The sequence below is a fragment of the Fructilactobacillus sp. YLN 2412 genome (genome assembly GCF_059488745.1).
Genome location: NZ_CM183165.1, coordinates 448,109 through 473,835, shown reverse-complemented (window position 1 = coordinate 473,835; position 25,727 = coordinate 448,109). Strand labels below are relative to the sequence as shown.

Here is a 25,727-nt window from a genome sequence, read left to right as displayed (position 1 = left end):
TCCTTAGAAAGGAGGTGATCCAGCCGCAGGTTCTCCTACGGCTACCTTGTTACGACTTCACCCTAATCATCTGTCCCACCTTAGGCGGCGGACTCCGTAAAGGTTATCCAACCGACTTTGGGTGTTACAAACTCTCATGGTGTGACGGGCGGTGTGTACAAGACCCGGGAACGTATTCACCGTGGCATGCTGATCCACGATTACTAGCGATTCCAACTTCATGCAGGCGAGTTGCAGCCTGCAATCCGAACTGAGAACGGCTTTAAGAGATTAGCTTGACCTTGCGGTTTCGCAACTCGTTGTACCGTCCATTGTAGCACGTGTGTAGCCCAGGACATAAGGGGCATGATGATTTGACGTCATCCCCACCTTCCTCCGGTTTATCACCGGCAGTCTCTCTAGAGTGCCCAACTTAATGCTGGCAACTAAAGACAAGGGTTGCGCTCGTTGCGGGACTTAACCCAACATCTCACGACACGAGCTGACGACAACCATGCACCACCTGTCATTCTGCCCCCGAAGGGGACACCTAATCTCTTAGGTTAACAGAAGATGTCAAGTCCTGGTAAGGTTCTTCGCGTAGCATCGAATTAAACCACATGCTCCACCGCTTGTGCGGGTCCCCGTCAATTCCTTTGAGTTTCAACCTTGCGGTCGTACTCCCCAGGCGGAATGCTTAATGCGTTAGCTGCGGCACTGAGAGGCGGAAACCTCCCAACACCTAGCATTCATCGTTTACGGCATGGACTACCAGGGTATCTAATCCTGTTTGCTACCCATGCTTTCGAGCCTCAGCGTCAGATGCAGACCAGACAGCCGCCTTCGCCACTGGTGTTCCTTCATATATCTACGCATTTCACCGCTACACATGAAGTTCCACTGTCCTTTTCTGCACTCAAGTTATCCAGTTTCCGATGCACTTCTCCGGTTAAGCCGAAGGCTTTCACATCAGACTTAGAAAACCGCCTGCGCTCGCTTTACGCCCAATAAATCCGGACAACGTTTGCCACCTACGTATTACCGCGGCTGCTGGCACGTAGTTAGCCGTGACTTTCTGGTTAGATACCGTCACACCGTGAGCAGTTGCTCTCACGGCCGTTCTTCTCTAACAACAGAGTTTTACGAGCCGAAACCCTTCTTCACTCACGCGGCGTTGCTCCATCAGACTTTCGTCCATTGTGGAAGATTCCCTACTGCTGCCTCCCGTAGGAGTATGGGCCGTGTCTCAGTCCCATTGTGGCAGATTACCCTCTCAGGTCTGCTACGTATCATTGCCTTGGTGAGCTATTATCTCACCAACTAGCTAATACGCCGCGGGTCCATCCAGAAGCGATAGCATAAAAGCCATCTTTCAAACGAGAACCATGTGGTTCTCGTTGTTATACGGTATTAGCATCTGTTTCCAGGTGTTATCCCCTTCTTCTGGGCAGGTTACCCACGTGTTACTCACCAGTTCGCCACTCGGTCAGATCTATCGTCAAGCTGATGCAAGCACCAGCTATCAGTTAGGAGACCTCGTTCGACTTGCATGTATTAGGCACGCCGCCAACGTTCGTCCTGAGCCAGGATCAAACTCTCATTTTAAAAATGAGAACTTTACTAGCTCTTATTTATTTTATTTCTTAAAGCAAATTGACTTTGCATAATGTTTTAATCTTTAAACTAAGTTTAAAGATTACCTTACACTTTTGTAATCAAAATCTTGTTCAGTTTTCAAAGATCTACTCAAGTCATCAATATTTTCCTTTTTTGACAACTTCATTAGTATATAATGTTTCATTTTTTTTGTCAAGATATTTTTAAAATTAAAAATTTGATTTAATTTATATAGATATCAGCGACATAAACTATAATATCAAGTTTAAATAAATTAATCAATAGTTTTTTCAAAAAAATATAAAAATGACTATCATCATTTAATTTGAACAATAAAAAACCATCATAACGTTATTGAAAGCTAACGTTATGATGGTTTTTATTTTTTAATAGATTATTTCAATTCTGGTGCATCAGTCTTAAAATCGGAAACAGTTGACTTACCACCATTTTCATTAATTAAATCAGTCTTTTTCTTTTTATCTTCTTCTTTAAGTCTTTTAAGTGCTGTCTTCTTATTGTAATCAAATGTTTTCTTGTCAACATCTTTGTAACCTTTTATATGATGGAAACGTAACAAATCACCATAAACAACCTTATCAGAATTTGATAATGAATCATTTACATATTTTTGAATGTCATTCACTTGTTTCTTTTGTGTCTTATTTAATTTCAATTCTTTACCAGTTTTGGTATCAAAAATTGTTCCACCAATTTTAGTATATTGCTTACTTACAAAATCACCATTTCTAAATGGAACGATTTGTTGATTCTCAGGACTCAATAAATCATGTCCAAATTGAACCATATCATTATTTTTAATTCCCAATAAATGCTCAAGAGTTGGTAAGACATCAATCTCTCCGCCATACGTATGATCAACATGACCATCAAGGTTACTTCCATTAATCATAAATGGAACCTTTTGGAATTGCGCTAAATCATAATTATTAACACTCTTTTTGTGTAACAATTTAGCAATAGCTGGTCTATGATTATTAGAAATACCATAATGATCACCATAAAGCACTACAACACTATTCTTATCAAGTCCTGTTTTATGAAGATAATTTTCAAATTCACCAAAAGCTTGATCAAGATAATGAGCAGTTTGAACATATGGATCAACGGTACTATCCCCAGTATTAGTTGCTGGAAATGAAGTATTAGCCTTATCTAATTCATAAGGATAATGGTTCGTTAAAGTAATCATCTTTGCATAAAACGGCTGTGGTAGCTGTTGCAAGTAGGGAATCATTTGCTTAAAGAATATTTTATCTTTCATCCCATATCCAACATTATAATTGGATTTATTCTTATAGTAAGCATCACTAAAGAAATAGTCATATCCCCATGACTTGTAAGTATTATTTCGATTCCAAAAAGTAGGAACATCACCATGAAAAGCAGCAGTAGTATATCCTTTTTGATCAAGAATTGATGGAGCTGCTTGATAAGTATTTTGTGCCCCATAACTAACCATTGCTGATCCTTGAGGTAAACCGTAAAGTGAATTTTCCAACATCATTTCTGCATCAGAAGTTTTCCCCTGTGCTACCTGATGATAAAAATTATCAAAGGCAATAGTATGCTGGTTTCTGTAAAATTTATTAAGGTTTGGCGTAACTTCTTTGCCATCAACTTTGTAGTTAATCAAAAATTGTTGGAAACTTTCTAAATGAATAATAAAAACATTTTTACCCTTTTCTTTGCCATAATAGCTAACATTAGGGGAAACCTGATTTTTATTTATAAATTTTTCAACACCCTTTAAATCTTTTGCTTTAGCATTGGCACGAGTTGAACTTTCCTTTTGGGTTTGATAAATATTAAAAACTGCATATTCATTCAAACCTAAATATTTAACTATGTAGTTATTATCAAACGTCCTAGTTAATAATCCTGATCGGTTGGCATTAGCAGCACTATATTCTCCAAACATTAACACAAGCGAAAGAATTGTAATACTAAATGCATATCTAAACTTAAGTGGATGACGATCAATTTTAATTACTTTAAAAAGCAGTAATATAATTAATACTACAATATCAACATATACAATAAAATCACCAGGTCGAAGAATCTCTAGAAAACTTTTCCCTAAATTATTTTGGACATTTCCTGTGCCTTTAATAATTCCCAATGAAAGAAAATCAGAAAATTCACGATAATAAAGAATATTAGCGAAAATCCAAGTTGATTGTAAAAAATCAATAATCAACATTAACCAATAAGCTAACTTACCTCTAAAATACAAAGCAATTCCAAACAATAACATCGCCGATGGAATTGGGTTGACAGCTAACAGAAACTGTTGCATTCCTCCTGAAACACCTAAAGTGAAATCAGTTTTATAACAAATATATGTTTTTAGCCAAAACAAAAATACAACTAGAATATAAAAACCAATCGTCGTATTTAATAAATTACGAATGCGTTTAAAAAAACCTGACATTCTAACTTCCCCCAAATTATTTATGTTAATTAATTTTTATTTTTATTCAACATTTTGCTTGGTTTAGCAACCAATGCGAATGATCCCAATATTAATCCTAAATAATAAGTGAGAATTCTCCACAATATCATTGCTAACACTAGTTTACTACCACTAGAAATGTAACTCTTAAACAACATTTCAAAGCTATATTCTGCTCCACCAGCTCCACCAGGAATTGGAAAGATTGAAATAACTAAAAATATCAACACATTTAAACTAGTAATCATCATTATATTCGCATTATAGTAACCTAATGCCAGCATAATGAAATAAGGAATCAAATAATAAAATAACAACTGAAAAAAAGTCAAAACAAAAATTTTTAATATCAATTTCCATTGATGACCAATTCTAACACTCTCAGTATAAAAGATATCAATTTTATTATTTAAGCTGTGTTGCCAACGAAAATATTTTTCTTCGTTAACAAACAGATGAATCGGTTTAAAACAAAGATTAACCAATTTTTTAGTAAAAGAGTACCAATACATAACCATTAACAAAGCCACAATTACAAACAAATGAATTAAAAAGCCAAATAAAACAAAAATAGCCAAAGCATGAACTTTATCAATCAAATAATCAAAACCAATAATTAAACTAAAAATAAAGTTTATTACTATCATTGCTTGATAGACTACAAACTTCATTAATAAAGCAGAGGTGGCTTTCCCAGCATCAACTCCTGACTGCATTAAAACAACTAATTGCGCTGGCTGACCACCAGAAGAAAAAGGAGTGATTCCATTAAATAACTGTTCAACAAGCGGGACTCGGATTGCATCACGAAAGCTAAAATTTGGTGTACTACTTTTAACCAAAATATAAGTTACAACTGCTTCTAAAAAGAAATACAAAAGAATACAGCCAAGCGCCACAATCATCCACCAAAGGTTAATTTCCGTAATATCATTAATTAATACACTAAATTTAATATCACGAATTGCATACCATGAAATTAAAAATCCCAAAGCTATCATCACAACAAACGAGATTTTATTTCTTTTTGACATTCAAATCCCCTTTCGATTTACTCAGTTTTGCCTGTTCGAAATAAAAATTATGCCAAATTTCGGCCAAATGGTCTTCTGAATAAAACTCTGAAGCCTTTAATGCTTTACCATGGTATTCATTCCACAATTGATTATCACTTTCGATGTTATTTATGATTTGGTTCATTTGTGTTTCATCATCTGCAGCTAAATAATAACCATCAATGATTTTTCGATATAACTCCAAATTCCTTAAAACTACTGGCACGCCACAAGAAAATGCTTCTAAAACAGACATAGGAAATAATTCATTATAAGATGGCAAAAGAAAAAGATCAGCTAAATTATAATAATCTACTAACCTATCCCGACTAACAATTCCAGGAAAACTAAGATTTGCAGGTGGATTTTCAACTAACTTTTTTAATTCTGCATAGCCAGCTGTCATACTCCCAAATGAAAAACCACCAACCCATATAAATTGATATTTAGGATTTTCACGTGCCAATCTAACAAAATCAAGTACCCCTTTACGCGTCTGTACCTGTCCAGTACACAATATCGTAAATTTATTAGGATCATATCCATATTTATGTTTTAATGCTTCTTTAGTTGTTCTTGAAACCGGATAAAATTCTTTTTTGCTGACAAAATTAGGAATGTAAGTAATTTTATTTTCGGGAATTCCATATGCTACTAACTTAGGAATGAAAGTTGGATTAACCACAACAATATGATCCATTCGTTTGTAAAAAGCAATTACATACTTATAAAACAACTGACGGAATGGCATTGGAATTTTTAAGCTTCCTTCTAAAGTTTCAGGCAAAAAATGAACATAACCAATTTTGCGACCTCTTTTACTTGAAAAAGTAGACAAATAAAAAGTGGGATTAATGGTGTGATAATGACTAATGTCAGCTTGATTATATTTATTTATTTCGATGTCAAAATCATTGGGAAAATGTTTTTTTAACATTCCAATTAATTCTGTATATGCACTACCAACTCCCTGACCTTTTACCTTTGTAGCCGTAGAAAACATATCAATTTTGAGCATTAGTTACTCCTTATCATCAACTTGATAGCTGTTAATCGCATCAACATAAAAGTCAAAAACTTGATCTACAAAATAACTAGCAGAAATATCATGCAGTTTTTGTTTACGCAAAGATGCATTATCTGGATAGTCATTAGGATGTTTTAGATATAAAACAACATCATCAACAAAATCAGCATCAGTTTTAAATGTTCTTCCTAATGACTTATCATTAATTAAGTCATCCGTATAAGGACTAGCAGAAACCACAACTTTAGTATCAGCCGCCATCGCTTCAATATAAGTTAGTCCTTGTGATTCTGAATTTGAAGTTGATACAAAAACGTCAGCCATCTTATAGTATGAACTAACGTCCTTATTTTTAACTTCTCCAGTAAAAATAACGTTATTAACAAGTCCTTGCTTCTTAACTTGTTTTTGTAAGTTTTCTCCAGCAGGTCCAGCACCAACAATTACTAATTTAGCGTTGGGTACTTTTTTTAGAATTGCAGGAAAATCATCAATTAATCCTGTTAAATTTTTTTCATAAGACAATCGACTTAGGGAAAGCATCACAGGAGCATCAGCAGGAATATTCCACTTTTTTCTAATGTTTTCATTATTTTGTTTCTCATAGTGATTGATATCAACCCCAGTTGGAATAATACGAATCGGACTCTTTACACCATAATTGGTCAATTTATCCAATACACGTTTACTAGGTGCAATTATTCCATTCAAATGATGACAGAATGCTAAAGTTCCTTCTTTTACATGAATTGGTTTTAACAGTTTGCCATTGGCAACATAATGAAGATAATCTTCATACATTGTATGGTAAGTATGAATACAAGGGATACTCATATTCTTAGCTACAAACTTACCAATCATCCCCATCGAAAATTCTGTTTGAGTATGAACGATATCAAGTTTAAGACTTTTGGCAATCTGAGTTGCCTGAAATAAACCGCGAACTGCAATTCGCCTTTCCGTAAATGAAACGAAAGGAATACTCGAAAAACGATAAATTCCCTGTTCGTCATCTTTGGCATTGGGATCTGTGGTAGTAAAGATATAAACATTATTTCCACGACGCTCTAGCTCATCTTTTAAGGTTTTGATAGATGTCGCAACTCCACTAACTTGTGGAAAATATGTATCTGTAAATAATCCAATATTCAAGCAAATCTTCACCCTTCCAATTTGAGCTAAACAAATGTAATTATATGTTTTTAATACTCAGTTTGCAAACATCTTCATAAAGAAAAAGAGCTGCATCAGCAACTCTTTTTAAACAATGAAGATTACTCGATTAAACCTTCTTCTTTCATAGTCTTGGCGATTGCATCAAGTGCTTCTTTAGCATCGTCACCTTCGGCTGAAATAGTTACAACAGCGTTTTGACCAACACCAAGTGACATTACACCCATGATTGATTTCAAGTTAACCGTTTTATCATCATATTCTAAACTAATATTTGAATCAAACTTGCTTGCTGTTTGAACTAAGAATGTAGCAGGACGAGCGTGAATACCGGTTTCTGCTGTAATTTTAAATTGACGTTTTTCCATAATAAACGCACCCCTTTATTGACCTTATTTATACTTTAAGCGTACCAATATCTAACCAAAAATACAAGTTTTTAAAACTACAAGTTAAATTACTTGAATCATTAACTATTTTGGGCATAATGATAAATCACGACCCCTTTATTACCAGCTTCTCCTACAATTCGTTTTCTAGTTTTATAATCCATAAATGCTTGTTGAAATATAAAAAATTCACTAGGAGTAATGGTTAAAGTTTCAATTTCACCGTCACGGAGTTTATTTAATAAAGTAGTATATTCTTCTTTTGTTTTAACCAACGCACTTCCCCCTGTCATTTGTTTAATTTTATCATATTATAGTAACTCGAATTAAAAAATTATAGCAACAGTCCAATTACTTGAAACACGCTAACTGGAGTGTATAATATTTGTAAAAGTCAAATAAGGTCAAGTAATCATTTATAATTTATGAGGAGGTTTAATTATGGAAGGACAACAAGGAGCATACGGTTTTGGTAGTCTAGATGACTTATTAAAATCAATGCAAGGTGGTAATTCCGGATCAGGTAGTTTTCAAATGCCACCACAAGGAACTAATAACATTTTAAAAACCTATGGAACTGATTTAACAAAATTAGCACGGACTGGAAAATTAGATCCAGTAGTTGGCAGAGATAAACAAACTGCTCGTGCCATCGAGGTCTTAAACCGTCGCTCTAAAAATAATCCAGTTTTAATTGGTGAAGCCGGAGTTGGGAAAACTGCTATCGTTGAAGGATTAGCCCAAAAGATTGCCGACGGAACGGTACCACAAAAATTACAAAATAAAAAGATAATTCAAATCGATATGGTTTCAATTATTCAAGGTACAGGTATCCGTGGTCAATTTGAAAAAAAGATGCAACAACTAATTAAAGAAGTTAAAGCAGATAAAAATATTATTCTATTTATTGATGAAATTCATGAAATTATGGGTGCTGGTAATTCTGAAGGCGGATTAGATGCTGGAAACGTTTTAAAACCTTCTCTTGCCCGTGGTGATTTTCAACTAATCGGATCAACTACCATGAAGGAATATCGTGATATTGAAAAAGATTCAGCTTTAGCTCGTCGCTTTCAACCAATCAAGGTTGATGAACCAAATGAAGAACAAGCTATTAAAATTTTAAAGGGATTACAAAAACGTTACGAAGATTATCATTTAGTGCATTATACTGATGACGCAATCAAAGCAGCAGTTAACTTATCACAAAGATATATTAACGACCGTTTTCTACCTGATAAAGCTATTGATTTAATGGATGAAACCGGATCACGAAAAAACTTAACTCTTAATATTATTGATCCTAAAACAATCGACAAAGAAATTGCTAACGCTGAAAAAGAAAAGGAAAGTGCTCTTAATAAAGAAGATTATGAAACTGCAGCATACTTTAGAGATCGTGAAAAACAATTAGAAAAACAACGAGATCACAATGCTCAAGCTAAAAATAAAAATAACACGGTTACTGAGAAAAATATGCAACAAGTTGTAGAAGAAATTACTAATATTCCAGTAGGTAATTTAGAAGATCAAGAAAAACAACAACTCAAAGATCTTGATAAGAATCTTGAAGCTCATGTAATTGGTCAAAATGAAGCGATTCAAAAAGTCGCTAAAGCGATTCAAAGAAATCGTATGGGATTCAACAAAACTGGTCGCCCAATTGGATCGTTTTTATTTGTTGGACCTACTGGAGTTGGTAAAACTGAACTAGCAAAACAATTAGCAAAACAACTCTTCGGTTCCAAAGATTCTTTGATTAGATTTGACATGTCAGAATATCGAGAACCACAATCAGTTGCCAAATTAATTGGCGCTGCTCCTGGATACGTTGGTTATGATGAAGCTGGTCAATTAACTGAAAAGGTTCGCAGAAACCCTTACAGTTTGATTTTGTTAGATGAAGTAGAAAAGGCTCATGCAGATGTTTTGCATACCTTTTTACAAGTGTTAGACGATGGTCGCCTAACTGATTCACAAGGAAGAACCGTTTCATTTAAAGATACTGTTATTATTATGACTAGTAATGCCGGTGCAAATACTGGTGCCAATGTTGGATTTGGAGCTGAATCAAGTGGAAATACTCATTCCGTACTTGATAAACTTGGCTTTTATTTCAAACCAGAATTTTTAAACAGATTTGATGGAATTGTGGAATTCAACTCTCTTGATAAAAATAATTTAACTAAAATTGTTGAAATTATGTTGAACGAAATGAATAATACGTTGGCTGAAAACGGAATTAAAGTTAACGTCTCTGATGCTGCTAAACAGAAATTAGTAGAATTAGGATTTAATCCTGCGATGGGAGCCCGCCCTCTCCGCCGGGTAATTCAGGAACAAGTTGAGGATCAAACTGCAACTTATTTACTTGAACATCCAGAAACCAAGGAATTACTTGCTAACACTGATAAAAAAGGTAACATTCAAATTACAGCAAAATAAACAAAAGCCCGAATGCAAAATGATTCGGGCTTTTGTTTACGAAAATGTTAGAATTAGTTTAATATCTAACGGAGGAATTTATCTTGTTAAATTTTATCAAAAAATTGTTGAACCATAATCATAAAAAGAATTCAGTTGCTAAACATTCTCACTATAATAACAAGGAGACGGAATTAAATATCAAGACTGTCCCCAAAAAACACCCTTCTCAACAAACAATAACAACGACGAAGACTAATAAATCAGAGTTACCCATTTCAAATACTAAAATGCCCACTACAGTTTTTGTAAACATTGTTGATGAAAATAAAAAACTACTTAAATCCCCTTTAATTATTAAAACCTATTTAGGTAATCCCATGAACATTGATATTCTTTCTATTCACAATTACACTTTTAAAAATATTTCTGGAATCAGTTCAACTGTTATCATTCCAAACCAGATTGTTACGTTACATTATGTAAAAAAGATGGGGAAACCAGTTATGATATATTGTTTTGATTTTGATACTGGCGAATTATTAAAAACCCCTAAATTCATAACTGGAAAATTAGAAGAATATTTCAACCTTCAATTACCTCAGTTAAAAAATTACAAAATTAATCTTTTAGTTGGTGATTTAAAAGGTCAATTTACCAATAAATCACAAAATATAATTTGTTATTATCGCCATGATAGTTGGAAAACTGTTCAACCAGTTAACTATCAAGTTAAAATTGTGGCAAAAACCAAAGTATATCAAAAACCAAATGGAAAAATACCTTACGACATTCAACTACCTATTGGATCAACTTGGAAAGTATTTAAAGAAGTAAAAACAAGTCAGACTGTTTGGTTATCATTAGGTGGCGCAGAATGGATTAGTGCTGATGATACTAAGCTAATTACAAAAACTAAGCCTAAATTAACTAACTAAAAAATACTTGAGAATTAAATTCTCAAGTATTTTTGTTTATTCTATAAATTTTTATCCATGTTATAGGTAAGTTTAGATAGAGTTAACCCTTTTGACATTAATTCATGCATCAAATTTTCAACTCGAGTTCTCATCTCAGCTACCAAACTTTGATTTTGTTTTTGTAAAAATGCAGATATATTTTTGGGATCACGATGCTTAACTTGATCAATTGTATTATCAACATGAGTTAAAAACATTTGGTTAACATCCGTTTTAAAATCTCGATCCATTTGAATAAAATGACTGTAATGTGATTCGACTAACATTGATAACTTACGATACATCCAATATGCACTAGTATTATCCATTTTCAATGGTGTATTTTCATACGTAGGATCAGTAGCGTTTACATTTGCAAAAAAGGGAACATAAGGACTAAATGCTGGAACTCCAAAATTTAGCCACATAATTGCTGACCAAGCAGCGTCAACATCGTTTCTAATCTGCAAAACATGAGAATTCTGCGTTCGATTCATTGAAATTGGTCTAAACTTAGTTTTTAAATCTTCAGGACCATTACATAACGGATCATACTCAGTTTCATTATAATGAGAACTCAAAATAAATTCGACATCCGTTACCGCAATTTTGCGATTAGCTTTTCTAATAAATGGCAAGTCAGAAGAAGTTGGTGATTGTTCAATTTCTGGGTTCAAATAACGCTGTCCATACCAGACTCGAGGAGTATTGTAATGACGATCTTTTTCATTACTGGTTCCAAAAATATGTCTAAAATTAAATCCTTCAGCATCCGGATTTAATCGGTGTTGTGCAACAAATTCTTGAATCCCATCTGAAAACATAAAATTATCAGGATCATCAAAATCAACTTGTTGAATTGCAACTTGATTAGCAACAACAGCATAGCTATCATCAGGAATTCTTTGAGCAACCCACTGATGTCCAGTAACAATTTCCATGTACCAAACTTCGTTATTATCACTAAAAAGAACCCCATTTCCCTCTGGAGAACCATACTTTTTAATTAAGCTGCCTAAATATGAAACTCCTTCACGGGCTGAATTAATATAAGGAAGTACCATTGATTGTAGCGAATCTTCAGCTAATCCATTTGTAACCCATGGATCATATGCTAAAGTGTGTAAGTTTCCATAAACACTCTCAGTTGCACTCATCGCAACGTTTTTTTGATTAAAACCACTTTCTGCATAAACGCCTTCTTTAGCAACATCCGCATTAGGTGTTAATAAATAACGATATCCAGAAGTTGGCATTGTCATGGTAAATCCATTTTGATTGGATTTCCAAACCTTATTCTCATTTTGATATGCTGGTTCAACACAAAAACGTTGTGGTGTTAGTGGCAAAAAAGTGTCATCATTTCTAGCAATCATAGTTGAACCATCAACACTAGCGTCTTTACCTACCAAAACACTCGTACAAGCTGATAAATGTTTCATATTTTCTCCTTTTTATAACTTGGCTGTTAATTTAACATCCGGATATTTATCTTTAAACCAACGTTCAGCGAACTGATTTTCAAATAAGAAGAGTGGGTCTCCATTAATATCTTTTACCAAAATATTTCGTGAAGACGACATCTTTTCATCTAATTGTTCAGGATCAATCCAACGAGCAATTTTATTTCCCATCGGTTCCATCAAAACATCTGAATTATATTCATTCTTCATTCTAAACTTAAATACTTCAAATTGTAACTGACCCACAGCCCCTAAAATATATTGGCCAGTTGAATAAGTAGTATAAATTTGGATAGCACCTTCTTGAACAAGTTGTTTAATTCCTTTGTGAAATGATTTTTGTTTCATTACATTTTTAGCAGAAACCCGCATAAATAATTCTGGCGTAAATTGCGGTAACTTTTCAAATTCAATTGGATGTTTACCCGTATAAATTGTATCACCAATTTGAAAATTACCAGTATCATAAAGCCCAATAATATCTCCAGCAACTGCTGTTTTTACGTTTTCACGTGTGTTTGCCATAAACTCAGTAACATTAGACAAACGAATAGATTTTTGGGTCCGATCAAGGGTAACATCCATTCCCTTTTTAAATTCCCCAGAACAAATTCTCACAAACGCAATTCGATCACGATGATGTGGGTTCATGTTAGCTTGGATTTTAAAAACAAAGCCGGTAAAGTTTTCATCAGTTGGCTCAACTTCACTACCAGACAAAGTTTTATGCGGACCAGGAGCAGGCGCCATCTTTAAATATGCATCTAAAAATGTCTGAACGCCAAAATTAGCTAATGCAGAACCAAAGAAAACTGGAGTTTGATCTCCCTTTTTGATTTTTTCTGCACTAAATTCGTTTCCAGCTTCAGAGATTAAATCCATTTCGTCCTTTGCATCTCCATAGATATCATCGTCTTCTAGCTGATTATCGCCTTCAATATTACCATTTTTATCTAATTTTAAGAATTTTTGTTCATCACTTTCAGGCTGAAATAATTCAACTCGGTGATTATAACGGTCATAAAGTCCTTTGAAAATTCTTCCAGAACCAATCGGCCAGTTCATCGGATAGGCTTCAATTCCCAAAACATTTTCTAATTGATCGACTAATTCCATTGGGGGACGACTATCACGATCAAGCTTATTCATAAAAGTAAAGATTGGAATTCCCCGCATTTTACATATTTGAAAAAGTTTCTTAGTCTGTGGTTCAATGCCTTTGGCAGCATCAATTACCATCACTGCAGAATCAACTGCCATTAAAGTTCGATAGGTATCTTCAGAAAAATCTTCGTGTCCAGGGGTATCCAAGATGTTAATTCGTTTTCCTTGATAATCAAATTGCATTACGGAACTAGTAACAGAAATTCCACGTTTTTGTTCAATTTCCATCCAATCTGATTTTGCAAAATTACCGCTTTTACGAGCTTTCACGGTTCCCGCTTCTCTAACAATTCCACCAAACAATAGTAACTGTTCAGTAATCGTTGTTTTCCCAGCATCAGGATGAGAAATAATCGCAAATGTTCTTCGTTTATCAACTTCTTTTGTTAATTCTTTTTCATTCATTAGAGTCCTCCTAGCAAAATTATATAACATCTTATAATGATAAAAAAATCCGGATTCCCCGGATTTTAATTTACTATTTAATTATCTGAATCAATATCAGATTTTTGGTCGTGTTGAACCTGCCAAATACTGTAAAAGTACTCAACAACTACTTTTACAATCGCATAAATTGGAATTGCTAAAATCATTCCTAATAGTCCTGCAATATTACCAGCAGCCAACAAAATTAAGATAATTGTTAATGGATGAATGTTTAAACTTTTACCAATCACGTTTGGATAAACAAAATTGCCATCTACCTGTTGAACTATCAATACAACTATAATTGTCCATACTACCTGCATTGGACTCACCACAATCGCTGCAAATAACGCTGGAATAATTCCAATATAAGGCCCAACGTAAGGAATTAAATTACAAAATCCAGCAAAAACACCTAATAGCAAAGCATATTTTTGACCAATCATCAAATATCCAATTGAAGTAAATGTACCGACAAATAAACATTCAATCACCTGGCCTCCAATATAATGAGAAAGCGTTTTGTTCATCTTTTTTAATAAGACCTCAGATTGATGACGATGCTTATCTGATAAAGTTGGCAACAAACGTTCAATACTTGGTAATAAACGATCACCATCTTTTAACATATAAAAAAGAATGATTGGAGCTGTAATAATCGTAACTACTACTCCTGCAGCAGTTGAAATAATATCACCAGCACTATTAGACAAATGATTTAACATCGATTTTAGATATGCCGAATATGATGATTGAATCTTAGATACAATTGGATCCCAATCAACATTTTTTAAAAAACCATATTTAGTCATTTTAGCTAAAGAACGTTCTTGATGAGCAGTGAACTGTGGCATTGTACTTGCTAAATTAGTAATCTGAGAAACTAATCGAGGAATAAATGAAACCAAAATAAATCCGATTACCCCGATAACAGCTAAGAAGATAATCGTTGTTCCCCAGGTTCGATTAATTGTTTTAGTCTTAGTAATTTTAATCTTCATTAATAGGTTTAAAACTGGGTTCAACATGTAATAAAGAAAACCTGCAATTAATAATGGTGCAAAAATAGTTGAAATAAAAACGCCAATAGGATAAAAAACAAAATTAATTTTAGTACTTAAAAAAATAATTCCAATTACTAATAATACTTCAACTGTCCAAAAAAGTAGTCTTGAATCTTTAATATTTTTCATTCATTAACCTTCCAAATCATCTAAAAATTGATCAATATCATCTAAATCAAAGCCTTTTCTGTACAAGGCTTGTTTAACTTTTTGTCGTCGCTGATAGGAATCAGCAGCATGATATTTTTCCCATAGTTTAGTACCGGATTTTTTTAAGATTGAATTTTGATGTTCTTTATCAATTGTTTTGTTAATTAAAGCTAACACTTGATCAATATCATCAAAACCAAAACCTTTTCGTACCATTGTTAATTTAACTTTTTCAATTCTTTTATTATATGGGTAACGATTATAATGGTCAAATAACTTTTGAGCAATTTGTTGAGCATTTTGAATTATTTTCGTTTTTGAATAATATTGATTTATAGCATCATTAATCGTATTTTCACTAACTCCCTTTTGCTGCAAATAATGGGCTGCTGCTCCAGGTCCTTTGTTTTTTCCATCTGCTACTTGTCTAATATAATTTTTGGCATAGCTTTTATCATTAATTAAATCAATTTTAATTAGTCGTTCAATTACTTTAGCAATCATCGTTTCATCATCAGTTAAGTCTCTCAATTTCTTTTCTACTTCAAACTGGGTACGTTGCCGATATGAAATAAAATCAACTGCTTTTCCATAGAGTTTTGCAAGATTATCAGCTGTTTTAATCTGTTCGATATCTTTAGGCGTGAATTCACTACCTTTAAATATCATATATTTTATTAAAACTTCTTCACTGATTGGAAATGCGTATTCATTATTGATATAAATGTTATAGCGACCAGGACGCTTTTGTGCTTCTACTCGACTAATTTTTAATTTTTGTGAACCCTTTTTCATAACTGATTATCCTTTCTAAATTCACAATTTAATTCTCTTCTGCTATACTAACCAGATAAATAGTAAAGGAAGTTTCGTGATGACAAAAGCACATGTAGTTTATGCAACTATTACCGGAAATAACGAAGATGTAGCAGATATAGTAACTGAAGGTCTAGAAGATTTAGGGATTGATGTAACCGAAACTGAAATTTCTCAAACAGATGCAGAGGAATTATTAGACACAGACATCATAGTTATATGTCCGTATACGTACGATGAGGGAAATCTTCCTGAAGAAGGAATGGATTTTTATGACGACTTAGCTAATCTTGATTTAACTGGTAAAATCTTTGGTGTTGCAGGCTCTGGTGATGTTTTTTATGAAGAGTTTTACAACGTGGCTGTTGATGCATTTGCAAAAGCTCTCCAAAAAGCCGGAGCAATTCCCGGGGCACCCAATGTTAAAATCAATCTAGACCCAGATGAAAATGATATCAAAGTACTGGATAATTTTTCAAAACAACTTGTTCAAAGTGCTAATAAATAACTATCGTTAAAGCCTTTTTTTAAGGGCTTTTTTTTCTAAAGATTTTAATTTGCTATGCGATTCATCAATTCCACCTAAACAGTAGTCATGTACACTAGCATTAATAACAGCACCAAATAAAAGCACCATTCCCATAAAATAAAGCCACAGCATTACCACAATAAAGGTCCCCAATGTTTTATAAGCTGAAATATTTCTGAAAAAATTAGCAATAATTAAAGAAAAAATCTGAGCCAAAATTGCTAAACCCACTAATGAAAAAATGGAACCAAATAAAGTATATTTAAATCTGGTTTTCAAACTTGGAACAAAATAATATAACATCAATAAAACTAAAAATGACAAACTTAAAATTAATGGTAATCTAGCATTTTCTAAAGCTGTAATAATCACACTAGAAACATTAAAAGTATGTTGAATGAAGTTTAGGAGTGCTTGTCCAAAACCTAATAACAACATTAAAACGAAAAGAAACAGCACTAACAGTAACATCCATAAAAATGAAATAATTCGATTCATCAATGCACTTTGATTATCTACTCCATAAGTACGATTAACAGCTCTTTGAAATGCTGCCATTGCACTACTAGCAGACCAAATCACTAATACAAGACCAACAGATAAGTTACTACCGCCATGCCCACCAGCAAATGCTGATTCAAAAATCGGTTTTAATGATAAGTAAATTGAATTTGGCATTAATGGTCTGATGTAAGCAAAAACAGTATCAGGATTAGCATTTAAGATCTTAATAACCCCACCAATAATAATCAATACTGGAAACAAAGATAATAAAGCATAATAAGCAAAAACAATGGCAGAATCAGAAACATTTCCCATTTTAAAATGGTGTAAAAATATTTTCAAAATGGGACTTACTTTGTTCTTTAAAATTAATCTAACCTTTTTCACGACTTAATCTCCTGGAAAATTTAATTATTAAAAATTACACACTAAGTTGAATTATATCAGAATCTTAATCTAAATCCGTTACAATTTAAGTTTAATTAATGCTAAAATTAAGATTAGCTTAAGCAAACAAATTAATTTGTTTGTTTTTTTATGAGGAGGAAATGATTTGGAAACAATCAGTTTAATTGTTCCATGTTATAACGAACAAGAATCAATTAATTTATTTTATGATACCGTAGAAAAAGTCTTTAATGAAATGAATAAAAATGGCAAAAAATATATTCCTGACTATTTATTTATCAATGATGGTTCTTCAGATAACACTGGGGAAATATTAAAGGAACTTCATAGTCAACACCCAGAAACTGTTCACTTTATTTCTTTTTCTAGAAACTTTGGTAAAGAATCAGCAATGACGGCCGGATTACGTAACGCTCATGGTGATTATGTCGCACTAATGGATGTCGATTTGCAAGATCCGCCAGAATTATTACCAAAAATGCTTAAAATTATTAATACAGAAGATTATGACTGTGTCGGATGCATTCAAACCAGTCGAAAACAAAATCCAATCCGAGCATTTTTATCATCATCATTTTATAAAATCATTGATGCATTATCTGATGTAAAAATTCAGCCTAATGTGCGAGACTATCGTTTAATGTCACGTCGTTACGTTGATGCTGTTAATGAACTAACTGAATATAATCGTTTTTCAAAAGGAATTTTTAGCTGGGTTGGTTTTAAAACTAAATACATTAAATATCCAGGACAGCCTCGGGCCGCAGGAAACTCACATTGGTCAATCTTTCAGTTATTTGAATACTCAATTGAAGGTATTATTGACTTTTCTGATGCTCCTTTAAGAATTGCCACTTTCATTGGTGGATGTTCTTGTTTCTTAGCTGTAATTGGAATTCTTTTTGTAATTGTCAGAGCAATTTTCTTTGGAGGATCAGTAGCCGGATGGCCTTCTCTAGTTTCAATTATTCTACTAATTGGTGGAATTCAATTATTCTGCTTAGGAATTGTTGGTAAATACATTGGTAAGATTTACTTGGAAACCAAGCATCGACCACAATATATTATTGAGGAGCAGGAATAATGCAAGCAATCTTGAACCTATATCATAAACATAAGGATGTAATTCCCTATTTATTTTGGGGAGTTGCTGCTACCGCCTTTAATATCATTGTCTTTTTCTTGTTACAAAAATTTACCCCGCTTGGTTATTTATTAAATTACTTAATTGATTGGTTCTTTACAGTTTTATTTGCATTCTTTACCAATAAATATTTTGTTTTCCATGCTGAACATCACACCCACAAAGAATTTTGGTATCAAATGGCAACGTTCTTTGCCGGACGATTTGTTACTTGTATTATCGGTGCTGGAATTATGTTTTTGGGTATTAGTTTATTAAAATTTAATTCTAGTTTAGAACAAAATGTTATCAATATTTTACAAAATATTGTTGTAATTATTTTAAATTATTTCTGGGCAATTTTAATTTCATTTAAAGATAAAACTAAATAAAGACAAAATAAAAAGACTCTGATTGTTTTCAGAGTCTTTTTACTTATGCACCGACAAACATATTTAAAATTAATACCATTATCAGACCCACAACTGAAATCACAGTCTCAAGCGTGGTCCAAATTCCTAGAGTTTGTTTAACATCTAAATCAAAGTATTCTTTAAACATCCAAAATCCAGCGTCATTAACATGTGAAGCAGCTAATGATCCAGCACCAATTGCAAGTGCCATCATAACTGGGTTAACGTTTAGAGAAGCCATTAATGGCATTACCAATCCAGCAGCTGTCATACCGGCAACCGTTGCTGATCCAAGTGAGACACGAAGAATAACGGCAACTAACCAGCCTAAAATAATTGGTGATAATGATGAATGCATCATCATGCCTTTAACAGCATTTCCAACTCCACCATCAATCAAAACTTGTTTGAAAGCACCACCACCAGCAATTACCATCAATAACATAGCAATTGACTTAATAGCATCAGCAATACTAGTTGAGATTTGTTTCATATCTTTACCACGATGGAAGCCCATAGACCAAATTGCAAACAAAAGTGCAATTACCATGGCAATCATTGGATTACCTAACATTGAAATGACGGCATCAAATCCAGTAGGTTTAGCAACCGCTTTCCCACCGTGCGCTATCATTTGGTAAATGGTATTAACTGCCATAAAAATAGCTGGCAATAATGAAGTTAGAGCAGATAGTCCAAATCCAGGAGTATCTTTTAGATCATATTGTTTAACTTCACCAAATGCTGGTAAACTTTTCTTTACCACAAAAGCATTCGGGAAAAATCTTTGAATCACTTTTGTCCAAAGTGGACCTGCAACAATTACTGCTGGAATAGCTACAATAATACCAAAGAGTAATACTTCACCAATATTAGCACCAAGTGCAGTAGCAACAGCTGTAGGAGCAGGTTGAGGAGGTAAAAATCCCTGAGTTGCTGATAAAGCAGCAGCCATTGGAATTCCTAAATAAAGAAACGGAACATCTGCTTCTAATGCAACTGCAAAAACAATAGGAGTTAATAAAACTAAACCAACTTCGAAGAACAATGACATTCCAATAATAAATGAAGCAATAACGATTGCTAACTGCAAACGCTTTTTACCAAATTTATCAATTAACGTCTTAGCAATTCGATATGACCCACCAGAATCTGAAACCAAACGTCCAATCATAGCACCAAAACCAAAGACGATGGCTAATTCTCCCAGTGTACTTCCAATTCCCATTTTAATCGAAGTAGCAATTGAAGCTGGATTCATTCCCAGTCCCAAAGCAACTAAAATGGCAACAACAATCAATGAAACGAATGTATTTAATTTCAATTTGATAATTAGAAATAGTAATAAAGCAATTCCTAAAAATAAAACAACAAACGGCATCATTTGTGATTCCTCTTTTCCACATATAAGTTTTAACGACATTCTTAATTGTATGCGTTTTCATTAATTATTACAATACATGACTAACAATTTATAATAGAAAACTTTTAATTTATTTTTATTAAAAAGAAGCCAATCACTAAAGTGATTAGCTTCTTTATTGATGACCCCACTCAGACTCGAACTGAGATCGACCGCTTAGGAGGCGGCTGCCCTATCCAGTTGTGCTATGGGGCCATATTCCAACTATTTAATTTTCTCACGAAATCTTACATTCGTAAAGAAACGGTTGAAATATAACTTACTTTTTATGTTTTCCTTTATTTTTTTGATTCCTTTTCCGATTCTTTTTTTTATGCTTTTTTGGAATCTCAGGCTGAATCTGTCCAGTCGGTTTATTGTTATTTTGAATCTCAACCTTTTTAATTTTTTTAGTCGGTTCCTGATCAATATGATCAACTAATTTTCCATCATAATAATAAATAGGTTTAAGTTCATATTCTTCGTCTCTAAGTAATTTCTTTAAATCACGTAAATCATGATCATCACCAAAATTAATTACTAACCCTGGTTCTCCCATTCGTCCCGTTCTCCCAACACGATGAATATAAGTAGTCGCATCCGTCGGTAAATCATAATTAATAACAGCAGGGAGTTTGGGAATATCTAATCCTCGTGCGGCAACATCAGTAGTCAACAATAACTTGGTTTGACCCCTTCTAAAGTTTTTTAAAGCTCGCTCACGTTGAAGTTTGTTTTCCCCACCACTTAGTTTTTCAACTGGAGCATGCCCTTGATGCTTAAAATAATTGTAAGCCCGATTCAGATTTTCGCTTTGATTAAAAAAGACTAATGCTTTAAAATTAGTTAATTTTGCTAATCGATTTAAAACGTCATTTCGTTTCCCTCTAGAAACTTCAAACAAACCATGTTTTACAACTCCACGACTTTTATCTGTGTTTCGAACATCAATAATACGAGCTGGTTTCCCCATATATTCATTTAAATGATGTAAAACTTCGCTATCAGTTGCTGAAAAATAAGCCACTTGTGCATCGCGAGGGACAGCTGCTACAATTTGTTTCACCTTATCTAATGAATCATCTTGTAGTAAATCATCGGCTTCATCAACTACTACTTCATCCACACCATTGACTTTTAATTTATGTTCAGCAAGCAAACTTAAAATACGACCAGGAGTTCCAATTACAATCTCAGGTCGTTTTTTTAATTGTTCATGTTGACGTTTAACATTGGCTCCTCCAATTAAGGGTAAGATTTTAATATTAAACGGTTTAGCCCAATCACGAATGACATTTGTCACTTGCATAGCTAACTCTTGTGAAGGTTCAATTATAATTGCTTGAACTCCTTCTCCTGGCATCATATTTGCCAATAGTGGCATTAAAAATGCAACCGTTTTTCCTGATCCAGTTGGTGATAAACCAACTATATCTTCACCACCATCAATCATTGGCTCGTAAACGGCTTTTTGAATCTCTGTTTGTTCTTGATATCCCAATTTTTCAAATCTTTTTGCAAATTCTTCTAACACAATCTTTACTCCTTCATTTTACTAGGATATTCAATTCCTGCCGAAGCAGCTAACCGTGACATCACTAAGTTAACTTGTCGCATTTGCTTCATCCACTGAAAATATCTTTTTTTACTTTGTTCATCTGCTGGATGATTAAGTACTTCTGCAAAATCAGTTAGTTCAGGAATCATGGGATTATTATGATAGAGCGGACTTAACTTATCAACTGCATCACCAGATACTACTGAAGCTGCAGTAAATTCTCCAGCGTTATCAATTGTGATTGTCTTTTTACCACTATATACTTCTGAATTATGGGTAGATGATGAAATCTTACTAAAGTTTAAAATAACATCAAACTGATCATAATTTAACACAGCAGTTCCCTTGCCATCCACTCCAGTTTGAATAAACGTTGGAAAATATTGTTGCTGCTGTGGTAATCCAAACAAGGAGACTGCTGCATACAATGGATAAACTCCCAAATCAGCCAAAGCACCGCCGCCAAATTGCGGATTAAATACATTTGGTTTCATTCCAGCTAATACTTTATCATATCGAGATGAATATTGACTAAAAGTAAAGTTACCTCCATCAATATGGTCTAAATTATCAATCGCTTGTACAACTGCTTTAAAAGCAGGCATGTGGATATTACGTGCCGCTTCAAAAAGATGTAATTGTGAATGGCGTTCTAATTCATCCATCACACTCTGATATTGATAAGTACTTAAAACCATCGGCTTTTCAACAATCACATTTTTTTCATGACGTAGGGCCTGCATAATCTGTTCATAATGAAAAACATTTGGCGATGCAATATAGACCGTGTCAAAAATGCTGGAAGCAAAAAAATCATTTAAATCAGTATATGTTTTTTGACAATGATTATTGGTTGCAAACTGTTTTGCTGTTTTCAAATGACGCGAATAAACAGCAGTTAATTTATATTGTTCAGTAGTAATTGCTGCATCTATCATTCGTTGTGTAATCCAGTTAGTTCCAATCGTTCCTAATCTAATCATGCAATCCACTCTTTTCTAAATCATCGCTTTTAAGTTTTTTTAAATACTGTTCCCATTTTACCTTATTTCCATCAAAAGCAGACATTTGATAATCACTAGATTTACCATTATCGTAAATTTGATTTGGTTTGCTTAAATTAATAAATTCCACTTTTTTCAAATTATGATTACTATCTAAGGAAAATTGAACATGGTTAATATTTTTTAAAATCTGGTAATTATTAGAACTAGTTTTAAGCAAAATTGGACGATGATATTTGTGATATAAAAATGATGTCATCTCACTAACCTTATTATGTAGTTTTTGGGGATTAACATTTTCAGAAGTATAATCACCGTAATAGCTAATATCTATGCCGATTGGTAAATCTCCTATATTACTACCGACTGATTTTACAAAGTTTTGTTCTTGAGTTTTAACTGAACTACCAAAACCAAACTGGTGATAAACTCCAATTTTCAAGCCAGACCCAATGCTACGAGAATAATTATCACTAAAATCATCATCCGTAAAGTTAGCTCCCTGAGTAGCACGGATATAAGCGTATTTTACCCCTCGTTGATTAGCTTCTGTAAAATCTACATATGAATCATTTTGATCAATTATTAATCCACGGACAGGATATTGTGCAATTAATTTTTGGCGCTGTTGCTCTTGTTTTTCCAAAAAAATAAAAATTCCAAACCCAGTCGCAAAAATAAATATTACTATTAAAATAAGTATAAACCATTTTTGCAAACGACTTTTTCGTTGTTGTTGCTGATATAACTGTCGAGTTAATTTATGCATTTTAATCCTCACGAAGCTTATATAAGTTAATCTAATATTATCATTATTAACAGTGTCTTGCTTGAAGTTCATTCCTTATTTCAATATAATGAAAGCGTTACAAAAATTTTAAATAATTGAATTTAACTGTTTTAAATATGTAGTTAGGGGAAATATTATGGAATACGTAATTGGTGTTGATATTGGTACCACCAGTGTCAAAACAGTTTTGTATGATGATAAAGGCCAAGTTAAAGGTTATTCAAACGATCTTTACACACTTTATCAAGATACAGCTGATATGGCTGAAGAAGATCCAGAAGAAATTTTTAGTGCTATGCTTGAAGGTTTAAATCATGTTCTTGAAAAAGCTGATTTAAAAAACGGAACTTTAAAAGGAATTTCATATTCTTGTGCAATGCACAGTGTAATTTGTTTAGATGAAAATTATAAACCGTTAACTCGTGCTATCACATGGGCTGATAATCGAGCCGTAAAATATGCTGATGAGTTGAAAGAAAATGGCGTGGGAATGGAACTTTACAAAAAAACTGGAGTTCCAACTCATCCAATGTCACCGTTAACAAAAATCATGTGGCTAAGAAATGAAAAGCCAGATATTTTCAATAAAACTAGATGGTTTGTCGGCATTAAAGAATATATTAACTACAAATTATTTGGGGTCTTAAAAGAAGATTATTCCATTGCTAATGCTACTGGTTTATTTGACATTTTTACAATGGATTGGGATCCTCAAGCCCTTGAAGTAGCTGGAATTAAACGTGACCAACTACCTGATCTAGTTGATACTACTTACCAACTTAAAGGTATGAAAGAACATTATGCCCAAATGATTGGGATTAACCCAGATACTCCATTTGTAATCGGTGCCTCTGATGGTCCTTTAGCAAATCTTGGAGTGGATGCCATTCAACCTGGTGTGGTAGCTGTTACAATCGGAACATCTGGAGCTGTTCGAGTTGTAACTGACAAACCAACTATTGATCCTAAGGGACGTGTCTTTTGTTACTACTTAGCTAAAGATATGTGGGTTGTCGGCGGACCAGTTAATAATGGTGGAATTGTCTTCCGTTGGGTTCGTGATCAACTCTGTCTTCCTGAAAAAGTAACTGCAGAACAAATGCATATTGATGCTTATGACTTATTAACTGAAATTGCTGCTAAGATTCCAGCAGGTTCTGACGGATTAATCTTTTTACCATTCTTAGGTGGTGAACGTGCCCCTATTTGGGATGCTGATGCTCGTGGAACTTACTTTGGTCTTACAAGAAAACATACTAGAGGTCATATGATTCGTGCCGCTTTAGAAGGAATTGTATATAACTTATATACCGTTATGTTAGCGCTTGAAGAAGTTGTTGGTGATCCAAAGAGTATTCAAGCTACTGGAGGTTTTGCTCGTTCAGAATTATGGCGTCAAATGCTAGCTGATGTTTTTGAACAAGATGTAAATATCCCCGAAAGTTTTGAAGGAACAGCACTTGGAGCTGCTGTCTTAGGAATGTACAGTCTTGGTATGATTAACAGCCTTTACGATGTTAAAAACTTTGTGGGAGTTACTAATACCCATAAACCTAACCCTGTTAATTACGAAGCTTACCGTGAATTAGTTCCAATTTATATTAATTTAAGTCGAGACTTGAAACCAGAGTATAAAAGTATTGCTACTTATCAACGTGAACATGCTTCTGAATGGAATGAAGAAGAAAATTAGAATTTTGAATATTTAAAAAGACACTCAGTTTTTGAGTGTCTTTTTGATTTTCTATAAATCAATCTATTTTTATATAAATTATTTATTTGCATCCTAAAAACTTAAACGCATATCTCATTAT

The 25,727-nt window shown here is 33.5% G+C and carries 21 protein-coding genes, 1 tRNA gene and 1 rRNA gene; 6 read left to right on the top strand and 17 right to left on the bottom strand.

The features are described from left to right. Positions 1–7: 7 nt before the first annotated feature. From AC0GLR_RS02160 to ykzS, 7 genes are all read right to left on the bottom strand, one after another. Positions 8–1,584, bottom strand: a 16S ribosomal RNA gene (locus AC0GLR_RS02160). Positions 1,585–1,990: 406 nt separating this feature from the next. Then, positions 1,991–4,051 carry an LTA synthase family protein gene (locus AC0GLR_RS02155; RefSeq protein WP_495605155.1) on the bottom strand — a complete coding sequence of 687 codons (2,061 nt, stop codon included), beginning with the start codon at positions 4,049–4,051 and terminating at the stop codon, positions 1,991–1,993. Positions 4,052–4,080: 29 nt separating this feature from the next. Then, entirely contained in the window at positions 4,081–5,106 is a 1,026-nt protein-coding gene (locus tag AC0GLR_RS02150; RefSeq protein WP_495605154.1) for a lysylphosphatidylglycerol synthase transmembrane domain-containing protein, read from the bottom strand. Then, positions 5,090–6,145, bottom strand: coding sequence for a glycosyltransferase family 4 protein (locus AC0GLR_RS02145; protein ID WP_495605153.1), 1,056 nt, complete (start codon positions 6,143–6,145; stop codon positions 5,090–5,092). Before AC0GLR_RS02145 ends, AC0GLR_RS02150 begins: the two co-directional genes overlap by 17 nt. Before the next feature lie 3 nt (positions 6,146–6,148). After that, positions 6,149–7,306, bottom strand: coding sequence for a glycosyltransferase family 4 protein (locus AC0GLR_RS02140; protein ID WP_495605152.1), 1,158 nt, complete (start codon positions 7,304–7,306; stop codon positions 6,149–6,151). A 122-nt stretch (positions 7,307–7,428) separates the two neighbouring features. After that, complete coding sequence (locus AC0GLR_RS02135; RefSeq protein ID WP_054645810.1) at positions 7,429–7,695, bottom strand: phosphocarrier protein HPr; 267 nt, start codon at positions 7,693–7,695, stop codon at positions 7,429–7,431. A 101-nt stretch (positions 7,696–7,796) separates the two neighbouring features. Then, positions 7,797–7,991 carry a protein YkzS gene (ykzS, locus tag AC0GLR_RS02130; protein ID WP_495605151.1) on the bottom strand — a complete coding sequence of 65 codons (195 nt, stop codon included), beginning with the start codon at positions 7,989–7,991 and terminating at the stop codon, positions 7,797–7,799. A 166-nt stretch (positions 7,992–8,157) separates the two neighbouring features. Between ykzS and AC0GLR_RS02125 the strand changes: the two genes are divergently transcribed. Both AC0GLR_RS02125 and AC0GLR_RS02120 read left to right on the top strand, forming a co-directional pair. Next, on the top strand, positions 8,158–10,161 hold the full coding sequence (locus AC0GLR_RS02125) for an ATP-dependent Clp protease ATP-binding subunit (protein ID WP_495605150.1): 2,004 nt from the start codon (positions 8,158–8,160) through the stop codon (positions 10,159–10,161). An 83-nt stretch (positions 10,162–10,244) separates the two neighbouring features. Next, positions 10,245–11,078 carry a MucBP domain-containing protein gene (locus AC0GLR_RS02120; protein WP_495605149.1) on the top strand — a complete coding sequence of 278 codons (834 nt, stop codon included), beginning with the start codon at positions 10,245–10,247 and terminating at the stop codon, positions 11,076–11,078. Between the two features lie 41 nt (positions 11,079–11,119). Here AC0GLR_RS02120 and AC0GLR_RS02115 read toward each other — a convergent pair whose 3' ends face one another. The 4 genes from AC0GLR_RS02115 to recX form a co-directional block, all read right to left on the bottom strand. After that, entirely contained in the window at positions 11,120–12,541 is a 1,422-nt protein-coding gene (locus tag AC0GLR_RS02115; protein ID WP_495605148.1) for a C69 family dipeptidase, read from the bottom strand. Positions 12,542–12,553: 12 nt separating this feature from the next. After that, positions 12,554–14,131 (bottom strand): peptide chain release factor 3, encoded by a 1,578-nt coding sequence (locus AC0GLR_RS02110; RefSeq protein WP_495605147.1) that lies wholly within the window; start codon positions 14,129–14,131, stop codon positions 12,554–12,556. 77 nt (positions 14,132–14,208) lie between these two features. Then, entirely contained in the window at positions 14,209–15,345 is a 1,137-nt protein-coding gene (locus tag AC0GLR_RS02105) for an AI-2E family transporter (RefSeq protein ID WP_495605146.1), read from the bottom strand. A 3-nt stretch (positions 15,346–15,348) separates the two neighbouring features. Continuing rightward, positions 15,349–16,161: a recombination regulator RecX gene (gene recX, locus AC0GLR_RS02100; RefSeq protein WP_495605145.1), complete on the bottom strand. Its 813-nt coding sequence runs from the start codon at positions 16,159–16,161 to the stop codon at positions 15,349–15,351. A 79-nt stretch (positions 16,162–16,240) separates the two neighbouring features. Between recX and AC0GLR_RS02095 the strand changes: the two genes are divergently transcribed. Continuing rightward, positions 16,241–16,690, top strand: a complete 450-nt coding sequence (locus AC0GLR_RS02095) for a flavodoxin (protein ID WP_495605144.1) — start codon at positions 16,241–16,243, stop codon at positions 16,688–16,690. 6 nt (positions 16,691–16,696) lie between these two features. Here AC0GLR_RS02095 and AC0GLR_RS02090 read toward each other — a convergent pair whose 3' ends face one another. After that, positions 16,697–17,602: a YihY/virulence factor BrkB family protein gene (locus tag AC0GLR_RS02090; RefSeq protein ID WP_495605143.1), complete on the bottom strand. Its 906-nt coding sequence runs from the start codon at positions 17,600–17,602 to the stop codon at positions 16,697–16,699. Between the two features lie 166 nt (positions 17,603–17,768). Here AC0GLR_RS02090 and AC0GLR_RS02085 point away from each other — a divergent pair, with 166 nt between their 5' ends. Together AC0GLR_RS02085 and AC0GLR_RS02080 are read left to right on the top strand one after the other, a co-directional pair. Continuing rightward, positions 17,769–18,707 carry a glycosyltransferase family 2 protein gene (locus AC0GLR_RS02085; RefSeq protein ID WP_495605142.1) on the top strand — a complete coding sequence of 313 codons (939 nt, stop codon included), beginning with the start codon at positions 17,769–17,771 and terminating at the stop codon, positions 18,705–18,707. Next, a complete protein-coding gene (locus AC0GLR_RS02080; protein ID WP_495605141.1) occupies positions 18,707–19,138 on the top strand; it encodes a GtrA family protein in 432 nt (143 codons plus the stop codon). Before AC0GLR_RS02085 ends, AC0GLR_RS02080 begins: the two co-directional genes overlap by 1 nt. A 43-nt stretch (positions 19,139–19,181) precedes the next feature. Here the strand turns inward: AC0GLR_RS02080 and AC0GLR_RS02075 are convergent, their stop codons facing one another. The 5 genes from AC0GLR_RS02075 to AC0GLR_RS02055 all read right to left on the bottom strand — a co-directional run bounded on the left by AC0GLR_RS02075 (position 19,182) and on the right by AC0GLR_RS02055 (position 23,892). Beyond that, positions 19,182–20,543: a gluconate:H+ symporter gene (locus AC0GLR_RS02075; protein ID WP_495605140.1), complete on the bottom strand. Its 1,362-nt coding sequence runs from the start codon at positions 20,541–20,543 to the stop codon at positions 19,182–19,184. Positions 20,544–20,704: 161 nt separating this feature from the next. Further along, positions 20,705–20,777: transfer RNA gene (locus AC0GLR_RS02070), tRNA-Arg, on the bottom strand. Between the two features lie 64 nt (positions 20,778–20,841). Continuing rightward, positions 20,842–22,095, bottom strand: a complete 1,254-nt coding sequence (locus AC0GLR_RS02065) for a DEAD/DEAH box helicase (protein WP_495605139.1) — start codon at positions 22,093–22,095, stop codon at positions 20,842–20,844. A 5-nt stretch (positions 22,096–22,100) separates the two neighbouring features. After that, entirely contained in the window at positions 22,101–23,102 is a 1,002-nt protein-coding gene (locus AC0GLR_RS02060) for a Gfo/Idh/MocA family protein (protein WP_495605138.1), read from the bottom strand. Beyond that, complete coding sequence (locus tag AC0GLR_RS02055) at positions 23,095–23,892, bottom strand: GH25 family lysozyme (RefSeq protein WP_495605137.1); 798 nt, start codon at positions 23,890–23,892, stop codon at positions 23,095–23,097. The genes AC0GLR_RS02060 and AC0GLR_RS02055 overlap by 8 nt, the downstream gene beginning before the upstream one ends. 157 nt (positions 23,893–24,049) lie before the next feature. On the opposite strand from AC0GLR_RS02055, the gene gntK reads away from it, so the two are divergent. Next, positions 24,050–25,606: a gluconokinase gene (gene gntK / locus AC0GLR_RS02050; RefSeq protein WP_495605136.1), complete on the top strand. Its 1,557-nt coding sequence runs from the start codon at positions 24,050–24,052 to the stop codon at positions 25,604–25,606. Positions 25,607–25,727 lie beyond the last annotated feature (121 nt).